This is a genomic window from Pseudomonas sp. MF4836 (genome assembly GCF_002018875.1).
Lineage (GTDB): Bacteria > Pseudomonadota > Gammaproteobacteria > Pseudomonadales > Pseudomonadaceae > Aquipseudomonas.
Genome location: NZ_MVOL01000010.1, coordinates 1 through 20826, shown reverse-complemented (window position 1 = coordinate 20826; position 20826 = coordinate 1). Strand labels below are relative to the sequence as shown.

At 64.7% G+C, this 20826-nt stretch carries 18 protein-coding genes; 8 read left to right on the top strand and 10 right to left on the bottom strand.

The window, feature by feature from the left end; all coding sequences use genetic code 11:
- Window positions 1–35 precede the first annotated feature (35 nt).
- The 8 genes from MF4836_RS22255 to MF4836_RS22220 all read right to left on the bottom strand — a co-directional run bounded on the left by MF4836_RS22255 (window position 36) and on the right by MF4836_RS22220 (window position 7835).
- Window positions 36–746: an energy transducer TonB family protein gene (locus MF4836_RS22255; protein WP_078472078.1), complete on the bottom strand. Its 711-nt coding sequence runs from the start codon at window positions 744–746 to the stop codon at window positions 36–38.
- A 3-nt stretch (window positions 747–749) separates the two neighbouring features.
- On the bottom strand, window positions 750–1175 hold the full coding sequence (locus MF4836_RS22250) for an ExbD/TolR family protein (protein ID WP_020294495.1): 426 nt from the start codon (window positions 1173–1175) through the stop codon (window positions 750–752).
- Window positions 1176–1186: 11 nt separating this feature from the next.
- Entirely contained in the window at window positions 1187–2992 is a 1806-nt protein-coding gene (locus MF4836_RS22245; protein WP_078472077.1) for a DUF2341 domain-containing protein, read from the bottom strand.
- Window positions 2993–3013: 21 nt separating this feature from the next.
- Window positions 3014–4645: a ShlB/FhaC/HecB family hemolysin secretion/activation protein gene (locus MF4836_RS22240; RefSeq protein WP_078472076.1), complete on the bottom strand. Its 1632-nt coding sequence runs from the start codon at window positions 4643–4645 to the stop codon at window positions 3014–3016.
- A 74-nt stretch (window positions 4646–4719) separates the two neighbouring features.
- On the bottom strand, window positions 4720–5331 hold the full coding sequence (locus MF4836_RS36190) for a transposase (RefSeq protein ID WP_078472075.1): 612 nt from the start codon (window positions 5329–5331) through the stop codon (window positions 4720–4722).
- 359 nt (window positions 5332–5690) lie between these two features.
- Window positions 5691–6371 (bottom strand): alanyl-tRNA editing protein, encoded by a 681-nt coding sequence (locus MF4836_RS22230; protein ID WP_078472074.1) that lies wholly within the window; start codon window positions 6369–6371, stop codon window positions 5691–5693.
- 111 nt (window positions 6372–6482) lie between these two features.
- A complete protein-coding gene (locus tag MF4836_RS22225; RefSeq protein WP_078472073.1) occupies window positions 6483–7280 on the bottom strand; it encodes a hypothetical protein in 798 nt (265 codons plus the stop codon).
- A gap of 186 nt (window positions 7281–7466) precedes the next feature.
- A complete protein-coding gene (locus tag MF4836_RS22220; protein WP_238596173.1) occupies window positions 7467–7835 on the bottom strand; it encodes a hypothetical protein in 369 nt (122 codons plus the stop codon).
- A gap of 164 nt (window positions 7836–7999) precedes the next feature.
- On the opposite strand from MF4836_RS22220, the gene MF4836_RS22215 reads away from it, so the two are divergent.
- A complete protein-coding gene (locus MF4836_RS22215) occupies window positions 8000–8926 on the top strand; it encodes a YncE family protein (RefSeq protein ID WP_078472071.1) in 927 nt (308 codons plus the stop codon).
- Window positions 8927–8997: 71 nt separating this feature from the next.
- Here the strand turns inward: MF4836_RS22215 and MF4836_RS22210 are convergent, their stop codons facing one another.
- Window positions 8998–9642 (bottom strand): TetR/AcrR family transcriptional regulator, encoded by a 645-nt coding sequence (locus tag MF4836_RS22210; protein WP_078472070.1) that lies wholly within the window; start codon window positions 9640–9642, stop codon window positions 8998–9000.
- 239 nt (window positions 9643–9881) lie between these two features.
- On the opposite strand from MF4836_RS22210, the gene MF4836_RS22205 reads away from it, so the two are divergent.
- From MF4836_RS22205 to MF4836_RS22175, 7 genes are all read left to right on the top strand, one after another.
- Window positions 9882–11669 (top strand): ABC transporter ATP-binding protein, encoded by a 1788-nt coding sequence (locus tag MF4836_RS22205; protein WP_078472069.1) that lies wholly within the window; start codon window positions 9882–9884, stop codon window positions 11667–11669.
- Window positions 11663–13429, top strand: coding sequence for an ABC transporter ATP-binding protein (locus tag MF4836_RS22200; RefSeq protein WP_078472068.1), 1767 nt, complete (start codon window positions 11663–11665; stop codon window positions 13427–13429). The genes MF4836_RS22205 and MF4836_RS22200 overlap by 7 nt, the downstream gene beginning before the upstream one ends.
- Window positions 13429–14370, top strand: coding sequence for an ABC transporter permease (locus tag MF4836_RS22195; RefSeq protein ID WP_078472067.1), 942 nt, complete (start codon window positions 13429–13431; stop codon window positions 14368–14370). The genes MF4836_RS22200 and MF4836_RS22195 overlap by 1 nt, the downstream gene beginning before the upstream one ends.
- The gene (locus MF4836_RS22190) at window positions 14367–15317 is read left to right on the top strand and encodes an iron chelate uptake ABC transporter family permease subunit (RefSeq protein ID WP_078472066.1); all 951 of its coding nucleotides are present in this window, start codon (window positions 14367–14369) and stop codon (window positions 15315–15317) included. Before MF4836_RS22195 ends, MF4836_RS22190 begins: the two co-directional genes overlap by 4 nt.
- Window positions 15314–16090, top strand: a complete 777-nt coding sequence (locus tag MF4836_RS22185; protein ID WP_078472065.1) for an iron ABC transporter ATP-binding protein — start codon at window positions 15314–15316, stop codon at window positions 16088–16090. The genes MF4836_RS22190 and MF4836_RS22185 overlap by 4 nt, the downstream gene beginning before the upstream one ends.
- Window positions 16087–17079, top strand: coding sequence for a siderophore ABC transporter substrate-binding protein (locus MF4836_RS22180; protein WP_078472064.1), 993 nt, complete (start codon window positions 16087–16089; stop codon window positions 17077–17079). Before MF4836_RS22185 ends, MF4836_RS22180 begins: the two co-directional genes overlap by 4 nt.
- Window positions 17080–17182: 103 nt before the next feature.
- The gene (locus tag MF4836_RS22175) at window positions 17183–19636 is read left to right on the top strand and encodes a TonB-dependent receptor (RefSeq protein ID WP_078472063.1); all 2454 of its coding nucleotides are present in this window, start codon (window positions 17183–17185) and stop codon (window positions 19634–19636) included.
- A 154-nt stretch (window positions 19637–19790) separates the two neighbouring features.
- Here the strand turns inward: MF4836_RS22175 and MF4836_RS22170 are convergent, their stop codons facing one another.
- A complete protein-coding gene (locus MF4836_RS22170) occupies window positions 19791–20522 on the bottom strand; it encodes a hypothetical protein (protein WP_078472062.1) in 732 nt (243 codons plus the stop codon).
- Between the last annotated feature and the right edge of the window lie 304 nt (window positions 20523–20826).

The following is a 20826-nucleotide window of genomic DNA, read 5'->3' as shown; positions in this document are numbered from 1 at the left end:
CACAACTCCTGTAGAAAACTGCAAATAGGGTTCGATCAATCCGGACGCCGGCCCTTGAGGGACAGGCGCACCGGCAGGGTCAGCGAGGCCGGCGTGCGTTCCTTGAGCCGCGGCGTGGCGCGCAACGCCGCCAGCACCTGGGCATCGGTCTGCGGGTCGCCACTGGACTGCACCAGCTCGGCCCGGGTGACCTGGCCATCGGCGCTCAACCACAGGTCCGCCTGTACTGCGTAGGCCTTCTTGCGCAGCTCCGGGTCTTCGCGCAGCAGGCGCTGGAAGGTCGCCGCCAGGTACTGCTTGAACGTCCCGGTGCCCAGGCCGCCCCCACCGGAACCGGCCATGCCGCCGCCCTTGCCGGCGCCGATGTTGAAACCGTCGTTGCCGGACTGGGCATCGCCGTCGATCTGCATCGGGTTGGCCAGGTCCTGGGCCGGGTTGGGCGGTGCCTCTTCCTCGGGCTTGACCTGTTCCGGCTCTGGTGTCGGCTCGGGTTCGGGGACTTTTTCCTCGACCTGGGGCTCAGGCTCCTTCGGCTTTTCCGGAGGCGGTGGGGGTGGCGGCGGCAAGGGAATGATGGTCGGCACCTTGGGCGCTTCACGGCGCACGCCGCTCATGTCATTGGCCCATTGCCAGAGCAGCCAGGCCGCCACCGCGCCCAGCAGCAGGCCGGCGCCCCACTTCAACAGGCGCGCGGCGCGCGGCGTGTGCCGCACCGGTGGCAGCTGGATAGGTTGTTGTGCGGTCATGGCTCAGCCCTGGCTCGGTTTGCCGGTGACCAGCCCGACCTGGGACAGCTCCAGGCGCCGCAGCAGGTCGAGCACCTCGATCACCTTCTGGTACTGCACCGTGGCATCGCCGCGGACAATCACCGGAAAGTCCGGGCTCTGGGCCTTCTCGATGCGCAGGCGCTCTTCCAGCTCGGCCAGGGTCACCGGGTAGGCGTCGAGGAACACCTGGCCGCCGTCGTTCACCGAAATCGCCTTGGTCTTGGCCTCGGACAACGACACCGAGGCGCTGGCCTTGGGCAGGTGGATCTGGATCCCCGAGACCTGGGCGGTGGCGGTGAGGATAAACATCACCAGCACCACCATCAGCACGTCCACCAGGGGCGTGATGTTGATGCTGTCGACGGCGGCGTCTTCTTCGTCGTCATGGGAGGCGTTCACGGAAGCCATGGCGGTTCTCCTCAGGCCGGTACGGAAGCGTTGGGATGGCTGACCCGCCAATGGGCGTTTTCGCTGTGCTGGCTCTCGCCGTGCATCTCCGCCAGGCGGGTGATGAACTCGTCGACGAACACCCGCATGTCGGCGCTGACCTCGCGGTTGCGGGTGATCAGGCGGTTGTAGCCAAACAGCGCCGGGATCGCGACGAACAGGCCCATGGCGGTGGCCAGCAGGGCCGCGGCCATGCCCGGGGCGATGGCGTTGATGTTGACGTCACCGGCCATGGCCGTGCCGAGGAACACCACCATGATCCCCAGCACCGTGCCCAAGAGGCCGATATAGGGTCCGCCGGCGATGGCGTTGGACAGGGTCGACAGCTTGGCGCTGAGCTGCTGGTTTTCCCGGGTGCGCACCCCGTCCATGGAGCAGCGGATGGCCTCGATGGTGGCCGCCGAGACCGACGACGTGTCGGCGCCCTGGGCCCGCCGGGTGCGGATCTCCTTGACCGCCACCAGGTACAGGCGCCACAGCGAGGAATGGGTCAGGCGCTCGGCCAGTTGCGGGTCGTCGGCGAACATTTCCAGGCGCGTGCCGATCTGCGCGAACTGCTCGCGAAAGACTTCATTGGCACTGCTGACCCGGCTGACCATACGGTTCTTGCGCAGCATGATTATCCAGGACTGGATCATCATCCCCGCCAGCACCAGGATGATCACCCAGGCGTCCACCGGCACCGCGTTGAGCAGAAAGCCCAGGCTGCCGAAACCGAAACCCGACTGCTCTTCATCGACGCCATAGGCCACCAGCTTCGACTCGGCGCCTTGGGCGCTGGCGTCGGCCAGGAGCAAGGCGGCCGGACGCGAGACCTTGGACAGGCGCAGTTCGTCCAGGGCCCCGGTGAATGGCAGGTGGGTGCTGGCGGCGTCCGGCAGGTCGGCGCCGATGGCCAGGGGCGAATTGAACGCCGGCAGCGCCAGGGCCAGGCTCGCGGTTTCGCGGCCGTTGAGGTAGAGCGCAACCCGCTCGCCCTGGGCAGTAAAGGCCAGGTGTTGCCATTGACCGGGGTTCAGCGGCTGGGTCGAAACAGCGCGCTGGCCGTCGACCTCCACGAACGGCGTGCCCTGGTTCAAGCCCAGCAACAGGCTGTGGGCGCCGTCGCGGCGGGCCAGCAGCACTTGCTCGCCGCTGGCCTGGTCCAGGCGCAGCCAGCTGCTGAAGGTAAAGGCGCCACCTGCGCTGTGTTGCAGCGACGGGCTGGCCGGCAACAGCAGCGGCTGGCCGCTGAACTGCAAGGCGCGGCCGATCACCCCGTCGATGCTGGCGCCCGTGGCGTTCTGCGCCGTGTTGCCGTAGGCGGTGGTGTCCTTGGCCGGCGTGCCGTTGGCGCCGTCGAAGTGGTAGATCGCGCTGTAGTTCGGATCGAAGGTCAGTTGGCCATTGGCGGTGGCCGGGGCCTTCTGGTTGCCGTAGTACATCCAGATGTCCTGGCGCTGGCCGCCTTCGACCTTGGGCACATCGACCCAGATCAGGGCCATGCCCATCAGCGGGTCGAAGCTTTCGATCTGGTGGTTGAGTACGGTCTTGTCATCGGCCGCGACAAAGCGCAGGTCGGCGCCGTCTTCCTTGACCCCGTCAAAGGTGAAGTTGCCGGTGTGCAGGCGTACCAGCAGCGCGGTACGGCCCAGGGCCTCGTTGATCGCCGCGCCCTGGGGCGTGGTGTCGACCGAAATCTGCTTGCGGTAATGCCAGTCATCCTGCCACCAGGCATGGGCCGTGGCCGGGAGCACGAAGCCCAGGCAGATCAACAGGCTCAGAAATAAGCGTTGCATGTGATGGGTTCTCCGTAAAAGTCAGAACGTCGCCTGCACACTGAAGTGCAGGCGCGGGTCGTATTTCTGGGTGTTGGGGCCGTCTTTGAGCGGGTAGCCCCAGTCGAGGCTGCCGGACAGCCACTTGCTCAAACTGGCGCGGGTGCCGAGGCCGACACTGGCCAGGCTGTACTCGTCTTCCTGTTCGGGCAGCGGGTCATGCAGGGACAGGTGTGCGCCTTCGGCGAAGGCGTAGAAGCGCCACTCCTGCACATAGCTGCCGAGAAACCTGGCCAGGGACGGCGTACGCAGCTCCTGGGACAGCAGGTAGCCCTCATCCCCCGTGCGCTCAGCGGCCAGGTAGCCGCGCACCGAGGTGGCGCCACCGGCGGAATACTGCTCGTTGGACACCAGCGGTCCGGAGGCCAGTTGGAAGCCGGCCTTGGACGCCGACTGCCAGTCGCTGGCGAAGGTGTAGGTGAAGTTCAGGTCGCCCTTGAGCACGGCAAAGCTCGGGCTCGCGGCGTCGCGCTTGTACTGGAACTCCTCCGCATCGCTGCCGTAGCCGAAAAAGCTGCGGGTGCCGACGATCAGGTTCAGGCCCAGCCCCAGTTGCGATGTTTCGCTGTAGCGGTAGCCGTTGTAGCCAAAGGTCAGCGGCGCGTACTTGAGGGGAATCTGGTCGCTGCTGGAACCGAAACGCATCTGCTCGTCGAAGTCCTTGAAATCCACCCCCACGGACAACGAGTTGGCCCAGTTGCCGGCGGCCGGCAGGCTGTAGATCGCCGACACGCCATAGGAATGGCCCTTGCCCAGCACGTTGCTGCCGCCGATGGTGGCGATGTTGCTGTCGGACTGATAGCCGGAGAACTGCAGGCTCCAGCGCTCGCTCAAGGGCGCGCTGTAGGAGCCCGACCAGACCTTGGCGTTGGCGCTGTCCTGGGGCGCGGTGAAGTAGGTCAGGGAAATGCTGTGCCCCAGTTGCCAGAGGTTGTCGTAGCCCAGGGTGGCGACGCTGCGCAGCTTCTCGGTGTCGGCGCTGTAGTCGTTGTTCAGGCCAAGGCTGGCGTGCCACGGATTCTGGTCCTCCACCTGCAGGTCGACGTCCATGGTTCCCGGGCGCTGGCCTTCACGCACCAGCGGCGTGACCTGGCGCCCGGCGCTGCGGTTGAGGCCGGCGAGCTGGGTCTGCACCCGGGCGAAATCCGGCACCTGGCCTTCTTGCAGCGCCGGCACCTCGTCGCGGATCTCCACCGGCGAATAGTGCTTGGCGCCGACCACACGCACCCGGCCGACCTTGGTCTCGCTGACTTGCAGGTAGACGATACCGTCATCGACCTTCTGCTCCGGCAGCTCGACAAACACCGACTGATAGCCCTGGGCCTGGTAGACCTTCTGCAAGGCATCGCGCGCGCCTTCGATATCGCTCAAGGCCTTTTGCGGGCCGAGAAACGGGTACACCGCCTCCTCGATGGCCCGGGCATCGAGCACCGTGTTGCCGCGCACAAAGTACTCGTTGACGTCCACCAGCCGTGGCGCCGGTTCCGCGCCCTGCCCCACAGGTGCCTCGTCGGCCTGGGCCGTCGGCACCAGCGCCCCCAGCGCCAGCCAGCCGCACAGCACCAGGCCGCGCCCGCCCGCCGCCGGCCGCTTTGACTTGAACAGATGCTCCACACCGCCCCCTAGATTGCCGAAATTGCCCGGTCGCCCGGAACCGGCCGTCGCTGTCTGCACAGCGTTTGGCCCCTTCAATTGTTCGATGTCGATGTGTGGGCGTGGCGCGACAGCCAGGTGTGCAGCAAGGCGAAATTCAGGGAGAACTCCGGCATTTGCAGCAAGGCGCCGCAGAACACTTCACCGATGATTTTCTGGATCAGTTGCACCGCTCGCGGGTTGTTGAGCAAGGTGGCGATGTCGCGGCTGAGGGCGTTGAAACTCCAGACCTTCTGATTCAGGTCCAGGCCGACAAACCAGCGGAACAGCAGGTTGTAATTGAGCTGCTCGTACAACTGCTGCTCGCTGGGCACCGAATACAGCAGTTGCAGCAACAAAATCTGCAACACCGTCTGCGGCGCGATCAGCATGCCCGGCTCGGCGTTCAGGCTTTGCAGCAGGTCACGGTGCTCGGCCAGCAAGTCATCGATCTGCGGGCGCAGCAGCACCAGCGAATGCCCCGGCGGGATGTAGCTGGACACCTCCTTCAAGGCCCCCTGCCAGTCATCCTGGGACACAATCCAGACCCACGGCGCGCCGTAGCGATACACCGACACCGGCTTCTTGCGCGCGGCCTCGACAATCTTCGACAGCCGCTGATCCAGCTCCTGCATGCCCACTTTCGAGTAACGTTCCATAGTCCCCATCGCCTCACTCCTGGCATCCCGCCTCGCCCCGAAAAAAGCCCTCTGGGCCCCCTCAAGCGCGTTACATAGCCAAGACCTGTGCGACCCGGTGCTACCGAACTTTTGTCACAAAAGCTTCATTCACAAAAAAGCGCCGCCCAACCGCCCACGGCAAAAGCCCGGGCAGGCGCTGAAAAAAATCAAGAAAAAGAGCAAGAGAGCCTGTAGTCGCCGCAGGCTCAGGCCGCGTTCAGATGCTGGCCAGAATAGGCGCGAGAGATACAGGCGGGGGAAGTGTGGGTTCTTATGGCCCGCATCCATAGGCAAGCCGAGCCTGGCACCCGCGGCTAGCGGACCGAGGTGCCAAGCCCCCACCCGGATTAACCAGAAGACTCACCCGCAAGGGTTTCAACAGACAGATCGTCCAGCAACAGGATCTCAATCCGCTCCTTGCCCCGGCCGGTATTCTTGCGCTTGAGTTTCACCTGGCCAATCTCGCGGGTTGAACGGGGGTGGGTGCCGCCACAGGCCATCCGGGCAAACCCCTCCACCTGCCAATACCTGCGCTGGGCCTGGACATCGCTGAAGTCGGTGACGATGGGCAGGTCACGGGCGATCAGCTCGTTCGCCGCCTCTTCGATCTCGGGGAACCAGCCGGCAAGGCTGACATCGCTGGCGAAATCGATCCGGGCCTTGTCCTGGGCGATATGCGCACCGATCCGCTCAATGCCCGGGCGCAGTTGATAGACCAGTTGCAGGACCATTTCCGCGGCGAAGTGCAGACGCATCAGCCGATAGCGCCTGGCCCAATCAATGCGCCATGCGACCGGATCCCCGACCTTGAGCGAGTGGTCGTGCGCCAAGGTGTAGACGATCTCCAGGCCGAGCTTTTCGGCCTTGATCACCGGGTAACCGGCCAATGAGCCGTGATCGCTTTCCTGGCCGCCGGAGAAGGCGAAAAATATCGTCGCCTCGACCTGCACCTGCTCGCCGTTCACTTGGGTGACGACGGTGTCCAGCATCGTCCGGTAAGGCTCGTCCCAGAATATTTTGCGCGTCATGTTCCTGATCTTCCTTTTTTGAACATGAACAGACAGTAGTTAATCCGGACCGGGATGGCTTGTACGATCTTGCTCTATGCGCGCCCTGCTCCTGGCGCCTTGCCCGCGAGGTCAGGCCTGGGCAAACAGCGCCTGGATATCCCGCAACAGCCGGAAGTGATCGCTGACCGCGAACAGGCCGACCGAGGGTTGCAAATGATCGGTGCCGGGCGCCGCGACGCCGCTGGCGATGATCTGGAACTGATTCGCGCGGTCAGGCAGATCCCGCAGGCCGTAGGCCGCATGGCGCGAGATACGCTGCTGGCCATCGTTGTAACGCTGGCCCTTGGCCCGGCACTGCAGGAGGTCCGCCGGGGCGGGGCGCTGGCGCGAGGCAAAATCATAAATCTCGACAATGGGCGCTTCGTGATTGCCGAGGATCTCCAGGACGTAAATCCCGTAGAACCACTCGCCGATCTGCACCGACGCGGCATCACCGGCCCTCCAGAACGTCTGGTCCTTGGTCCTTGCCGGGCGCCGGCTCAGCGCGGTCGGCGGCGAAACGAGCAAGGCCTTGACCGCCTCGCGCTGGCGATAAAAAGCGTCGCTCAGCACCACCTGGTCGTTGAGCCGGTCGACCGCCCGCAACGCACCGTGGGTCAAGCCGTCGTCCTTGAACCCATGACGGTGCAGCACCACCGCCAGGGCCAGGCATATCAGGTCCTTGTAATGATCGGTGGCAACCTCCCCGGAGGCGTTCAACACACAATTCCAACGCAACAACAGCGGCCCGATCACCCGCGCCGCGAGCGCCTCATGAAGGTCTTTTTCCGGGCCCAGCATCTCCCAGGCGGTAAGTCGCGAAACGTCATGCACGATGGGATCGACCAGATCACGGGGAAGATAAGCCAGCAGTTGTTTGTGATTCAAAATCGAGCGCCTGGGTTGTGAGAGGGGTTGCGGATCCTTGCCCAGACGCGCGCGCCGGGTCAAACAACAATTTGCCCGGCTGTAGCCGCTGCCAAGGCACGAGGCTGGGCTGGCCCTCATGGGCGCTGGAAGTACACCTGGAACAATTGCGCTGGATTTTATGATCAGCGCAGCCTCCAGCAGCAGCTACTTCACCGCCGCTAAAATCCGCTCCAGCTCCGGCCGCGTGTATTTCTCCCAGGGGCACACCTCCCGAGGATCGCCGCGGTGGCAATATTCCCCGGCATCAAACGCCTGATAGATGGAAAACGCCGGCTCAGGCATTTGCGCGTCCAGGGACAGGTCGACAATCGCGCCAATCAACCCGTTCATGACCTCATCGCAGAACTCGAAATCCCGACTGTTGGAGGTAAACCTTCGGGCCACGGCCAGCGCGACCTGGTTCAACAGGTCGCGCCGATCGACCTGCAGGCGCTGAGCAATAGGGTTCAGGTCGAGGCCGGAGCCTTCTTCGATGGCGGCGCGCATCACGTCATCAAGGTCGGCGTCGCTCAAAGTAATAATCATCGATGCAAGGATCCGCCATGCAAAAGGCCGGAGTATGCAACGTCGATGCAGGATCCGCCCAGCCCGGAGGTGTGCCACACCAGACGTCACTTTCCACCCCTCCTCCCAGCCTTTATCCTGCCGCTCCTTGTTCGCTGGCTTTTGGGGTTTTCATGTACGTCGATGTTCCGCGCCGCCTGGTGTTTTTTGACAAGAGCGACACCGCCAAGGTCCCGTGCCTGACCCAATACCATCCGGACACGGGGGCGCTGACCCAACCGCTGGGTGCCCAGCCGGATGACAGGGTGTGGGATGTGGCGCGCGATGGTCGGCGCATGGCCCTGCAAGGGGCTGACTGGCAGGTGGTGCGGGGCGCCAGTCGCTCTCGCCTGAGTTTTCTGGAGGACGGTGCGGCGCTGCATGAGACCCAACAGTTCCTGTCGTTCTGGTGCCGGTTCGACCCCAGTGGCCGCTACGCGCTGACCAGCACTTTCAATGGCAAAAAACGCCCGGTGGTGATCGACCTCGACAACGGAACTTGCAGTGAGCCTATCGCCCGAGATGTGGACGCGCGCTACGGCTGCATCGACCCCTTGCAAGGCAGGCTGTGGGTGCCCGACGAGCGTACGCGCAACAGCCTGCTGGCGGTGGACTGCGCCAGTGGCGAAGTCGACAAGCTGACGCTGGCGCTGGAGGCCAAGAGCAAGAGCCTGCGGTTTTCCCGGGACGGCCAGTCCCTGTTTGTCACGACCGACAGCAATCGGCTGCTCTGCTGCGACCGCACGGGCGCCACGCTGTGGTCCCGGGACCTGGGGGAATACGGCCAGTTGGGCTCGGGGACGATCCTGTTCAACGAATCCGGCAGCCATTTATGCGTGCCGATCTCGTCAACGCCACACTCGCGCTGGGGCGAAGACATCATCATCGCGGCCGACAGCGGCCGGATCGAAAACACCGTCGTGCGCCAGAAAGGCCCACCCGCCCGGCTCGCCGCCGACTGGTTTGGCGATCATCTGTTGACCCATCTGGCCGAGGTCGTGGATTTTTTCACCGGGGAAGTGGTCGAGCAGTTGGAGCTGTCGACTGTGCGGCCTGCATAAGAGCCAGCCGCCGCGGCTACCCCCTGTAGCCGTGGCCGGAGTCGAGCGGCAGTGGCGATCGCAGCCGCAACCTATGTCGTGACCTGGCCCTCAGCGCCGACGCCATCAATCCCCTCTTCCAGCATGGCCAGCGCGCCGACAATCAGCGCCTGCATGCCCTGAGCCAGCTCCAGCTCCATTTCGGCCTCTTCCACCGCACGGTCCGCGTTCACCACCGGCTCCCGGCCCGTGACCGAATACACCGTGTCGGACACGGCGATGCAGTGGAAGGCCACAGTCGCCAGCAACCAGCGCGCCTGCTCCTTTGAAATGCCATAGGCCTGGGCGATATGGCTCTGATGCCCGTCGATCTTGGCAAGCATCGGCTGCGTCGCCGCCAGCCTGCGGATCACGTAGGGGGTCAGCCCGGGGTGAGCCTTGACGAACTCGCGAGTCGAAGTGACGAACAGACTCAGGTACTCGCGCAGGCCGCCAGGCTCCTTGCCGCTGGCCTGGGGGATCTGCCAACGGCTGAAAATCTCCTCGGCGACCATGCTCTTCAGTGCCTCAAGGTTCGCCACGTGCTTGTAGAGCGCCATATGGCTGACCCCGAGCGCGGCGCTGACACCCACGAAGGTGATGCTCGGCAAGCCCATCTTGATACCGGCGTCGACGATCCGTTCCCGGGTGATGGTGCGAGGACGCCCGCGTGTTGCGGGTGGTTGTGGCGGTTTCATGCTGATTCCTAGTGCGGGGACTGCAGTGTTGTAGCCGTCTTGTCTAGATTCCGCAAATTAGTTTATAGTCATGCAACTAATTACCGCGTTGATTTTCAAGGCTGTTTCACGCGAATCCAGCACCCAGTCCCTGCCCTGTTCCTGGAACACGGCAGCGCGGCAACGACTCGCCAAGGCCAGGCACAAGGCAGTGCGAACGCGCTTTTTCATCCTCCTGAATTTCTGGACCTCGCCTCCTCATGGAAACTAACGACACGGCCTGCGCCGCACCCAAGGTGCCCGGCCCGATCAGTCAAGTACTGCGCCCGATCCGTGGCCAATTGGCAGTGGCGGCAACGCTGGCAGCCGGCGGCGCGATGCTCGCCCTGGTGCCGCTGGCCGGCATTGCCCAGCTCGCCAGAATCGTCCTCGGTGACGTTGCCGTCAGCGCCAGCGAGGTGTGGTGGGTGGTGACAATCAGCGTGGCGAGCCTGTTCGTCGGAATGGCGCTGCTGGCCTGCGCCGAAATGCTCGCCCACCTGGCTGACAACCGCCTCACCCACCACCTGCGCCTGGCGATCACCCAGCGCCTGAGCCAAGTGCCCCTGGGCTGGTTCACCAGCCGGGCCTCGGGCGAGGTCAAGCAGGCAATGCAGGACGACATCAACACCCTGCACAGCCTGACCGCGCATTTCTTTACCACTGCCGGCCGCGCCGTCGGCGCCATTCTGATTTCGGTGATCTACCTGTTCGCGATGGACTACTCCATGGCCATCGTCTCGATCCTGCCGTTCCCCGCGTACTTCCTGTTCTTCGCCAGGGCCATGAAAGCCAGCGGCGCGAACATGGATGAATTCGTCACGGCGATGGGCCGCATCGATAACGCCGTGGTCGAGTTCACCCATGGCATCCCGGTGGTCAAGTCCTTTGGCGCCAGTGGCCAGGCACACCGCGGCTACCGCGAGGCCATAGACGCCTTCGCTCAGACCTTCATTGGTTTCACCCGCCCGCTGGTCGCCTCGATGGCCAACGCCAACGCCATGATCGCTCCGGTGGCGGTGCTCGGCGTGGTGCTGATCTGCGGCACGCTGTTCGTCAGCCAGGGCTGGATCGCCCCGCTGGATGTGCTGCCGTTCGCCCTGGTCACGCCAGGTCTCTGCGCCCCGCTGCTGTTGCTGCACTACATCACCCACGACCTGAATCAGGCGACGGGTGCAGCGCAGCGCGTACAGCAGTTGTTGCAGACCCCGGTGCTCGAACAACCGACGGCGGCGCAACGCCAGGTGCCGGCTGGCAGCGAGATCCGCCTGGAGCAGGTCGGCTATGGCTACGCCAGCGGGCACAAGGTGCTCTCGGGCATCAGCTTCACCCTTGAACCGGGCACCACCACCGCCATCGTGGGCCCCTCGGGCGCTGGCAAATCGACCCTGGCTCGCCTGCTGCTGCGCTTCTTCGACCCGAGCGAGGGGCGCATCACCCTGGGCGGCGTGGACCTGCGGCATATCGAGTCGACAAACCTGTACCAGCACCTGGGTTTCGTGCTGCAGGAGGTGCGCCTGATTCATGCCAGCGTGCGCGACAACATTGCCCTGGGCCGGCCCTCGGCCAGCCAGCAGGAAATCGAAGACGCCGCGCGCATGGCCAACATCCACCAGCGCATTGTGCGCCTGCCTCGTGGCTACGACTCGGTGATTGGCGAGGACGCCCAGCTCTCCGGCGGCGAACAGCAACGGGTGAGCATTGCCCGTGCCGTGCTGCTCGATCCGCCGGTGCTGGTGCTCGACGAAGCCACGGCCGCCGCCGATGCCGAAAATGAAGTGGCGATCCAGGACGCGCTGTCGCGCTTCGCCGCGGGCCGCACCCTGTTGGTCATCGCTCACCGCCTGGACAGCGTGATGTACGCCGACCAGATCATCGTGCTCGAGAACGGCCAGGTGCAGGAGCAAGGCAACCACGCCACATTGCTCGCTCGCGGGGGAACCTATGCCCGACTGTGGGCCCTGGGCGGCCATGACCAGGCCAAAGAACAGGCGGTGCCGTCATGCTGAAGAACTTCATGCAGCTGCTGGGCGACGAGGCGCCGGTCTTTCGGCGCTACCTGGTGCTGGCCGTGGCTTACGGTGTGCTCAGCGGGCTGACCATCCTCACCCTGGTGCCGGTGATTGGCGACTTGCTGGCCGGCAATGTGCGCGGCGCGACGCTGTGGCTGAGTGTGCTGCTGGCCGGCATGCTCGCCTGCTGGGCCTGGCGCCGCACACTGGAAAAGGCCGGGGTCGCGGTCGGGGTCGCGGTCCTGCGGGGCGCTCGACAGCGCATCGGCGACCACGTTGCGGGCCTGCCGGTCGGTTGGTTCACGTCGCAGAACACGGCCCGGCTCAGCCATGTGATCACCCACGGCATGATGGCCGTGGCCCAACTGCCGGCCCATGTGCTGACCCCGGTGATCAGCGGCATCGTGACCCCGCTGGTGATGGTGGCGGCCCTGTTCGCCCTGCACTGGCCCATGGGCCTGATCGCGTTGGCGGCGCTGCCGCTGCTCGCCGGCGCGTTTCTGTTCACCGCCCGCCTGGGCCGGCGGGCCGACGCGGTCTACCAGCAGCACTTCGCCGACGCCAGCCAGCGCATGGTCGAGTTCGCCCAGGCCCAGTCGGTGTTGCGTGCATTCAATGGCGGGGGCGGCAGTACCCACTTGCTGGAGCAGGCCATCGATCAGCAACGGCAGTCCGCACTGCGCCTGATCCTGCAATCTTCGTTGTCGGCGGTGCTCAATACCTGGTTCGTCCAGGCCACCTTTGCCGCCTTGCTGGTGGCCGCCGCGCTGTGGCTCAACGCCAGCCTGAGCGGCGGCCTGGAAACCGGCTCGGTGCTGGGCGTGGTCACGGCCCTGTTGCTGGTGTGCCGTTACATCGATCCGCTGCTGGACGTGGCCAGCTATGGCGAGATCCTGCGTGGCGCCCACGGCCAGCTCGATGCGGTGTACGAAATCCTCGCGGTCCGGCCCTTGCCCGAGCCGGAGCAGCCGCAGGCCCCGGCCGATGCCTCGATAACGTTGCGCCAGGTGAGTTTCCGCTATGGGCCGGAACAACCCGATGTCCTCAGCGACCTGAGCCTGAGCATCGCCGCGGGCGACATGGTCGCGCTGGTCGGCGCGTCCGGTTCCGGCAAGACCACACTGGTGCGCCTGATTGCGCGCTTCTTCGATGTCAGCCAGGGCAGCGTGCTGATCGGCGGCGTGGATGTGCGGCAGATGTCCAGCGCGCAACTGGCCGGCCAGATCAGCCAGATCTTCCAGGACAGCTACCTGTTTCAAGGCAGCATTGCCGACAACATCCGCATCGGCAAACCCGATGCCAGCGCCGCCGAAATTCTGCAAGTAGCGCAACAGGCCGGCGTCAGCGAGATCATCGAGCGCCTGGCGCAGGGCATCGACACCCCGGTCGGAGAAGGCGGTGCACGCTTGTCGGGTGGCGAACGCCAGCGCATCGCCATTGCCCGTGCGCTGATCAAGGACGCGCCGATCCTGCTGGTGGACGAAGCCACCGCCGCCCTGGATGCGGAGAATCAGGCCGTCATTACCCAGACCCTGGCCCGGCTGCGGGGGCGACGCACGTTGATCGTGATTGCCCACCAGCTGTCCACGGTGGCGATGGCCGACCAGGTCCTGGTGCTGGATGAGGGCCGTCTCGTCGAACAGGGCTCGCCGGCATCCCTGCGCGCCAGCGGCGGCCGCTACGCGCAGTTCCTGGAGCAGCGCCGGGCTGCCCGGGGCTGGCGCATCGCGAGCGCCACCGGCAGCGAGTCCCGTTGATGCGTGCACGCTGGCTGGGGCTGTTCGCCCTTCTGTGCCTTGTGTCGTTGCTGGTCGGCGCGCGGCAGGTGGCCTGGAGCCAACTGTTGTCGCTGTCGGGCGATGCCTGGCTGACGCTGACCGCCAGCCGCCTGCCACGCCTGGCAGCGCTGGTGCTGACGGGGGTCGGGTTGTCGGTCTGCGGGGTGATTGTGCAGCACATTGTGCGCAACAAGTTCGTTGAGCCGGGCACCACCGGCGGGCTGGATGCAGCCAAGCTGGGCATCCTCGTCTCGCTGTCCGTAGCGCCCGCAACCGGCACCCTGGGGCGGATGTTATTCGCTTTGGTGTTCTGCTTCGGTGCGAGCCTGATCTTTGTCGCGCTCATCCGCCGCATCCGGTTCAAGAGCACGGTGCTGGTCCCGGTGATCGGCCTCATGTACGGCGGGGTCTTGAGCGCCATCGCCGAGTTCTACGCCTATCGCCACAACATCCTGCAAAGCATGCAGGGCTGGTTGCTGGGTGATTTTTCCAAGGTGGTCCAGGGCAACTACGAAATCATCTACCTGATTCTGCCGATCGTCGCCCTCTCCTACCTCTATGCCCAGCGTTTCACCGTGCTTGGCATGGGCGAGAGCATGGCCACCAGCCTGGGCCTGAACTATGGGGCAACGGCCGCGCTGGGCCTGATGCTGGTGGCGATTACCGTATCGGCCACAGTGATTACCGTGGGCGCGATCCCCTTTGTCGGGCTGGTGATCCCCAACCTGGTAGCGCTGCGCTACGGCGAAAACCTGAGCCGCACCCTGCCCATCGTCGCCCTGGGCGGCGCCTCGCTGCTGCTGGCCTGCGACATCCTGGGGCGGCTGGTGATCTATCCGTTCGAAGTGCCCATCGGCCTGACCGCAGGCGGCGTGGGCGGCGTGCTGTTCCTCGCGCTGATCATCTGGAGGAACAAATGAGGCGCCTGGCAAGCGGGTACGGGGTCTGGATCCTGGTCATCGCCCTGGCGCTGACGTTTGTGCTGCTGCGCTCAGGCCTGGACTTCGATTATGTGATCCCCAAACGCCTGGTCCGGCTGGGGACCATCGGTGTCGCAGGCGTGTGCATCGCCTGGTCCGCGATCGTGTTCCAGACCCTGACCGGCAACCGCATACTGACCCCGGCGATCATGGGCTACGAGGCGGTCTACCTGCTGCTGCAAGCCTTGCTGGTTCTGCTGATGGGCACCTCCAGCCTGGTGCTGCTCGGCGCCAACGGCAACTTCCTGCTCTCGGTGCTGCTGATGCTCGCCTACTCGTGGGCGATCCATCGCTGGCTGTTCCGCGACGGCAGGAACAACGTGTTCTTCCTGCTGTTGGTGGGACTGGTGCTGACCATGGTGCTCGGCACCTTGACCCAGTTCATCCAGGTCAGGATCAGCCCCGGCGAGTTTTCGGTGCTTCTGGGGTTCAGCCAGGCCTCTTTCAACAAGGCGCAGCCCCAGCAGTTGCTCTATGCGGGGCTGGTGGTCACGGCGCTGTGCCTGGCAGCCCGCAGGACCCTGCCGACCCTCGACGTGCTCTCCCTGGGCCGCGACCAGGCCATTTCCCTGGGGGTCGATTACCGGCGCACGGTTCGCCTGCAACTCGCGCTGATCGCGACACTGGTCGCGATTTCCACCAGCCTGCTCGGCCCCACGGCCTTTATGGGGCTGTTCGTGGCCAACACTACCTACGCCCTGGCGCGCACGTCCCGGCATCGGGTCACCCTGCCCCTGGGCACCGCGATTGCCATAGGCATCTTCATCGCCGCCCAACTGCTGGTCGAGCATGTTTTCAACTACAAAACCACCGTCGGCATTCTGGTCAACCTGGTGTGTGGCGGGTATTTCCTCGCGCTGATGGTCCGTACCCGAGGAGCCCCATGATCACCGTCCACGACCTTCACAAAGCCTATGGTGCCAAGAACGTGCTGCGCGCCGTCGACACGCAGTTCCCGAGCCGGCGCCTGACCTCGCTGATCGGCCCCAACGGCGCAGGCAAGACCACGCTGTTGATGATGATCGCCCGGTTGATGGAACCGACCCGGGGTGAAATCCGCCTCGACGGGCAAAGGGTTTCAGACATTCCCATCGGCGCCTACGCACGGCGCGTTGCCACCTTGCGCCAGTCGCCGGACTTCAATCTGCGGCTGACGGTCGATGAACTGGTGGCATTCGGGCGCTTCCCCTACAGCCGCGGGGCACTGACCCAAGAGGATCAGCAGGCGATCGATGCAGCGCTCGCATTCCTGTCCCTGGAGCCCCTGCGCCATGCCTACCTCGATGAACTCAGCGGCGGCCAACGGCAGATGGCATTTCTGGCCATGGCCATCGCCCAGCAGACCGATTACCTGCTGCTCGACGAGCCGCTGAACAACCTCGATATCAAGCACGCGGTGCAGATCATGGGCGCGCTGCGCCGGCTGTGCGACGAACAGGGGCGCACGGTGATCCTGGTGGTGCATGACATCAACTTCGCCGCCAACTATTCCGACCATATCGTCGCCATGAAGAACGGCGCCGTGCATTGCACCGGCAGCGTTGCCGAGGTCGTCACCCAGCCCCGGATGCAGGAGCTGTACGGGCTGGACTTTGCCATCAGCCATGACGAGCGCGGCTACCTGTGCAACTACTTCAACCCATCGAGAGCACTGAAATGACCCTCAATCACATAAACCGGCCCTGGGCACTGGCCCTGCTGCTGACCACGGCGGTCGTGGCGCCAGGGTGCGACCCGCAATCCGCCGCACCGTCACACGCCGCTAGCAGCGCCACAGAGCAGACTGGGTTCACGCCCGTCACGGTGCAGCACAAGCTGGGCACGACAGTGATCAGCCAGCTTCCGCAACGGGCCATCGCCCTCGACATGAATGAAGTGGATTTTCTCGACCAGTTGGGCGTCGCTATCGTCGGCATGCCCAAGGATTTCGTCCCGCACTTCCTCAGCCGCTACCAGAACGACCCGCAGGTCGAGGACACGGGCTCGATCGTGCAGCCCAACCTGGAGCGAGTGCATGGCGCCAGGCCAGACCTGATCCTGATCACCTCGCTCCAGGCCAACCACTACCAGGAACTGAGCCAGATCGCGCCGACGCTGCATTTCGACGTCGACTACCGCGATAGCGCGAACCAGCATATCGAGGTCATCAAGGATCACCTGATGACCCTCGGGCAGATCTTCGGCAAGCCGGACCTCGCCCGGCAAAAAGCCGCGCAGTTGCAGGTCAGGGTCGAAGAAGCCAGGCGCATCACCCAGGACCGTCCCGAGCGCGCACTGGTGGTGCTGCATAACAACGGCGCCTTCAGTTCCTTCGGTGTGCAATCGCGCTACGGCTTCGTGTTCACCGCCCTGGGCGTGAAGCCGGCGAGCTCGACCGCCGAGACCGGCCTGCATGGCCAGCCCATTTCCAGCGAGTTCATCCAGCAGGCCAACCCCGACATCATTTACGTGGTGGATCGCACGGCCGTGATGGAGGGCCGCCCGCCCCTGAATGCCCAGAGCATGGGCAACCCGCTGCTGCGCCAGACCCAGGCCTGGAAGAACGGGCGCGTGGTGTTCGTCGACGCCCAGGCCTGGTACGTCACCGCCGCAAGCCCGACTTCCCTGAAGCTGGTGATCGACGACGTGATCAAGGGCTATCAGGACTGACTGAGTGGGCAGCGCCAGTGTTGCGCCCTGTCATTTACTGATTCTCATTCGCCCTACCTTGTTTATTTAGATTTGCCCCTACTCAATTTTATGGAGCCCCAGCATGACCCACTGCCACCCTTCCATCGCGCCTCCTCGTTCAGCCTTTGCGCTCAAGGGCAGCTCTGCCGCGGTGCAGATCGCCCTCCTCGGGCTGACCCTGGCCCTGACCGTCCCGGCAGCCGTGGCGCAAGACACTGGCCGGGCGCAGGCAGCCCTCAGCCGCTTCGACGTGCCGGCCGGCCCGCTGGGGCAGGTATTGAATACCTACGCCGCGGCGGCGGGGGTCAAGCTGGCGGCCGACCCCGGCCTGCTACTGGGCAAGCACAGCCAGGGGCTGTCCGGCAGCTACAGCGTGGACGCTGGCTTCAGCGAGTTGCTGCGCGGACACGGCTTGTGGGTCGAGCCCGAGGCCAACGGCAGTTACCGGTTGGCCTCGGCCGGCAGCGCAGAACATGCCGTGGCCGTGCTGCCTGCAACCATGGTGCAAGGGGAAACCGCGGTGCTCGATGACCTGCCGGCCGCGTATGCCGGCGAGCAGGTGGCGTATGGCAGCCGCATTGGCCTGCTGGGTAACAAGGACTTCATGGAAACGCCGTTCAGCACCATCAGCTACACGGAAAAATTCATCAACGACCGGCAGGCCAAAGACCTCACCCAGGTGATTGCCGCCACCGATCCCGCAGTGTTCAGCAACGGCCTGAAAGGCACCTACAGCGAGAACTACTCCATACGCGGCTTCGCCAGCAGCATCAGCGACGTGACGATCGACGGCCTGTTCGGCGTGGCGCCCTACTACCGGATTTCGCCGGAAATGTACGAGCGCATCGAGGTTCTGAAAGGCCCGTCCGCCCTGCTCAATGGCATGCCCCCCGGCGGTTCGGTGGGCGGCACCGTCAACCTGGTGCCCAAGCGCGCGGGCAGCGAACCGCTGACCCGCCTGACCACCACTTACATGTCCGATGCGCAATACGGCGGGCACCTGGACCTGGGCCGGCGTTTTGGCGAGAACCAGCAGTTCGGTGTTCGCTTCAACAACGTCTATCGGGATGGCGACACGGCGACCCGGCATCAGGAACAGAAGGCCCAGCTGACCTCCCTGGGCCTGGATTGGCGTGGCGAGCGGGCGCGCCTGTCTGCTGATCTCTACAACAGCGAAGACCGCGTGCGTGGCCAGAATCGCGGCCTGAGCCTGGCCCCGGGGGTGGCGGTGCCCAAGCCGCCCAAGGCAGACACCCTGTTGAACCCGGACTGGGCGTTTGTCGAAACCAAGGACCAGGGCGCGATCCTGCGTGGCGAATATGAAATCAGCGAGCACCTGCTGGGCTATGCCGCCTTCGGCGCCAGCAAGACCCGCTACCGCTACAGCGGCGCCATGTCGTCCCAGGTACTCAACGCCGCAGGCGACTACCAGTCGACCATGGGCCAGTTGAAGATGAACATCGAAAAGACCTCCGGGGAGGCAGGGTTCAAGGGCGAATTGCAAACCGGCCCGGTCAAGCATCAATGGGTACTGAACACCACGCGTTACGCAGACACCCAAAAAGACTACGGCCGCCGATCGGTCCCGGGGGCGAACTGGGTCACCAATATCTATCACCCGACCTGGGGCCCTGCCGCAGGCGAGAGCTGGCCGATCATCAGCCATACGGAAACCCAACTGACCAGCTACGGCCTGGCTGACACCCTATCGATCCTCGATGACCGCGTGCAATTGACCCTGGGCGTGCGCCGCCAGGAAGTGCTCAGCGATACCTTCAGCGTGACCACCGGCGCCCGCACCGGGCGCTATGACGAGAACGCGACCACCCCCGCGGCAGCGCTGGTGGTCAAGGTCACGGACCATGTCTCGCTCTATACCAACTACATCGAGGGCCTGAGCAAAGGCGCCACCGCGCCGGCGACCGCAGCCAATGCCGGGGACGTGTTTGCCCCCTACAAATCCAAGCAGAAGGAAGTCGGCATCAAGCTGGACCTTGGCGAGTTCACCCACACCCTCAGCCTGTATCAGATCGAACGCCCGAGCAGCTACACCGACCCGGTGACCAACGTGTTTTCCTTTGGCGGCGAGCAGCGCAACCGAGGGGTGGAATGGGGGTTCTTCGGCTCGCCGCTGACCGATGTGCGCTTGATGGGGGGCGTGGCCCATGTCGATCCCAAGGTCACCAAGACGGCCGGTGGAGTCAACGCGGGCAAGACCGCAACGGGCACGCCAAAACTGCAGGGCAAACTGGGCGTGGAGTGGGACACGCCGCTGGTACAGGGCTTGACGCTGACCGCCAATGCCACCGCCATCTCCAGGCAGTACATCAGCGCCGACAACTCGCTGTCGGTGCCGGGCTACACCGTCTATGACCTGGGTACTCGCTACGCCACCCAGCTGGCCAGCCGTCCGCTGACCTTGCGCGGCAACGTCACCAACGTCACCAACAAGGCCTATTGGGGCATGCCCCTGACCTCCAGCCTCGGCCTGGGAGCGCCGCGGACCTTCGAACTCTCCGCCACCGTGGACTTCTAACCCACACCGGTCGCCACTGCCGAGGGGAGTCCGACGCCCCCCGGCATGCACGCGGGCCACTGTAGCCGCTGCCGCAGGCTGCGCTGGCCAGCACAGCCGCCGAAAACCATCCGCAAACTCCCAACATCCCCCAACCCAACCCCATCGGCCGCGGCTACCCCTGCGCCTCACGCACCAGCTGATCAAACTCCCCGGTCAATTTCTCGAAGCGTTTGCGGTCGCAATCAGGACACAGAAACGGCATTCGCCGCCCGCTGAACAACGAGGTCGGCGCAGCGCATTTCTTGCAGGGAACACGGGTCTCGATACAGGCCGTCAGCGGCTCCGCCAATTGTGAATTCAGCCGGCCGGCAACAAAGGCCACCTGAGCCCGCTCGAACTGGTTCGACAGCTTGAGCCGGCGCAGGCCGGTGCAGCGTGCCAGCACGCGGATATCATCGTCATCGATCCTGGCATTGACCAACGACAGCTCGCTGAGCCCGGGCAACCCCACAAGGGGTTCAAGGGAGACCAGGCGCATCGGGTTGCCAGACGCCCCCTGGCTGCCCGACAGGTGCAATCGGGTCAGCTGCTGCAAGGCCTCGATGCCTGCAAGTTCATGCAGCCGGGGAACGTCAACAATCGACAGGCTCTGCAAGCGGGTCAATTGCCACAGCGGCGTCATGTCGTCGATTTTCGTCGCCCACTCCAGCTCCAGCTCGCGGGTGTCGACCAGCCGCTCAAGCCCTTGCAGGGAGGCCAGGGTCAGGTGGTAGAGCCGCAGCTTTTGCGCGCGGCAGTGCGCCAGCACCTGGGGCCAGACCTTGGGCCCGATATTGCGCAGGTCGAGCTCGGCACTTTGCGCCAGCGAGGTCTCTGGAAATGGCCTGTCGAGTAACACGATCATCGGCGACGCCTCTGCCTGAAAAAGAGTCCGCCCTTGAGCGCGGCGGCGCAGTATAGCCCCGGCAACGCGTTGCGCGCGGCAGACTCAGAGGTATCAGTGACCAGGTCAGGCCTGCTGCGCAGGCCAGCGGGAGCAAGCTCCCTCGCCACAAAAAAAAGCACAGTGCGACGCCCATACACCTGGCTCCTCTCCCTGTGGCGAGGGAGCTTGCTCCCGCTCGGCTGCGCAGCGGCCGCAAAGGGCGGTACGCGCCCTATGTAGCTCCCTTATGTAGCTCCCTTATGTCGGTCTCTTATACACATCT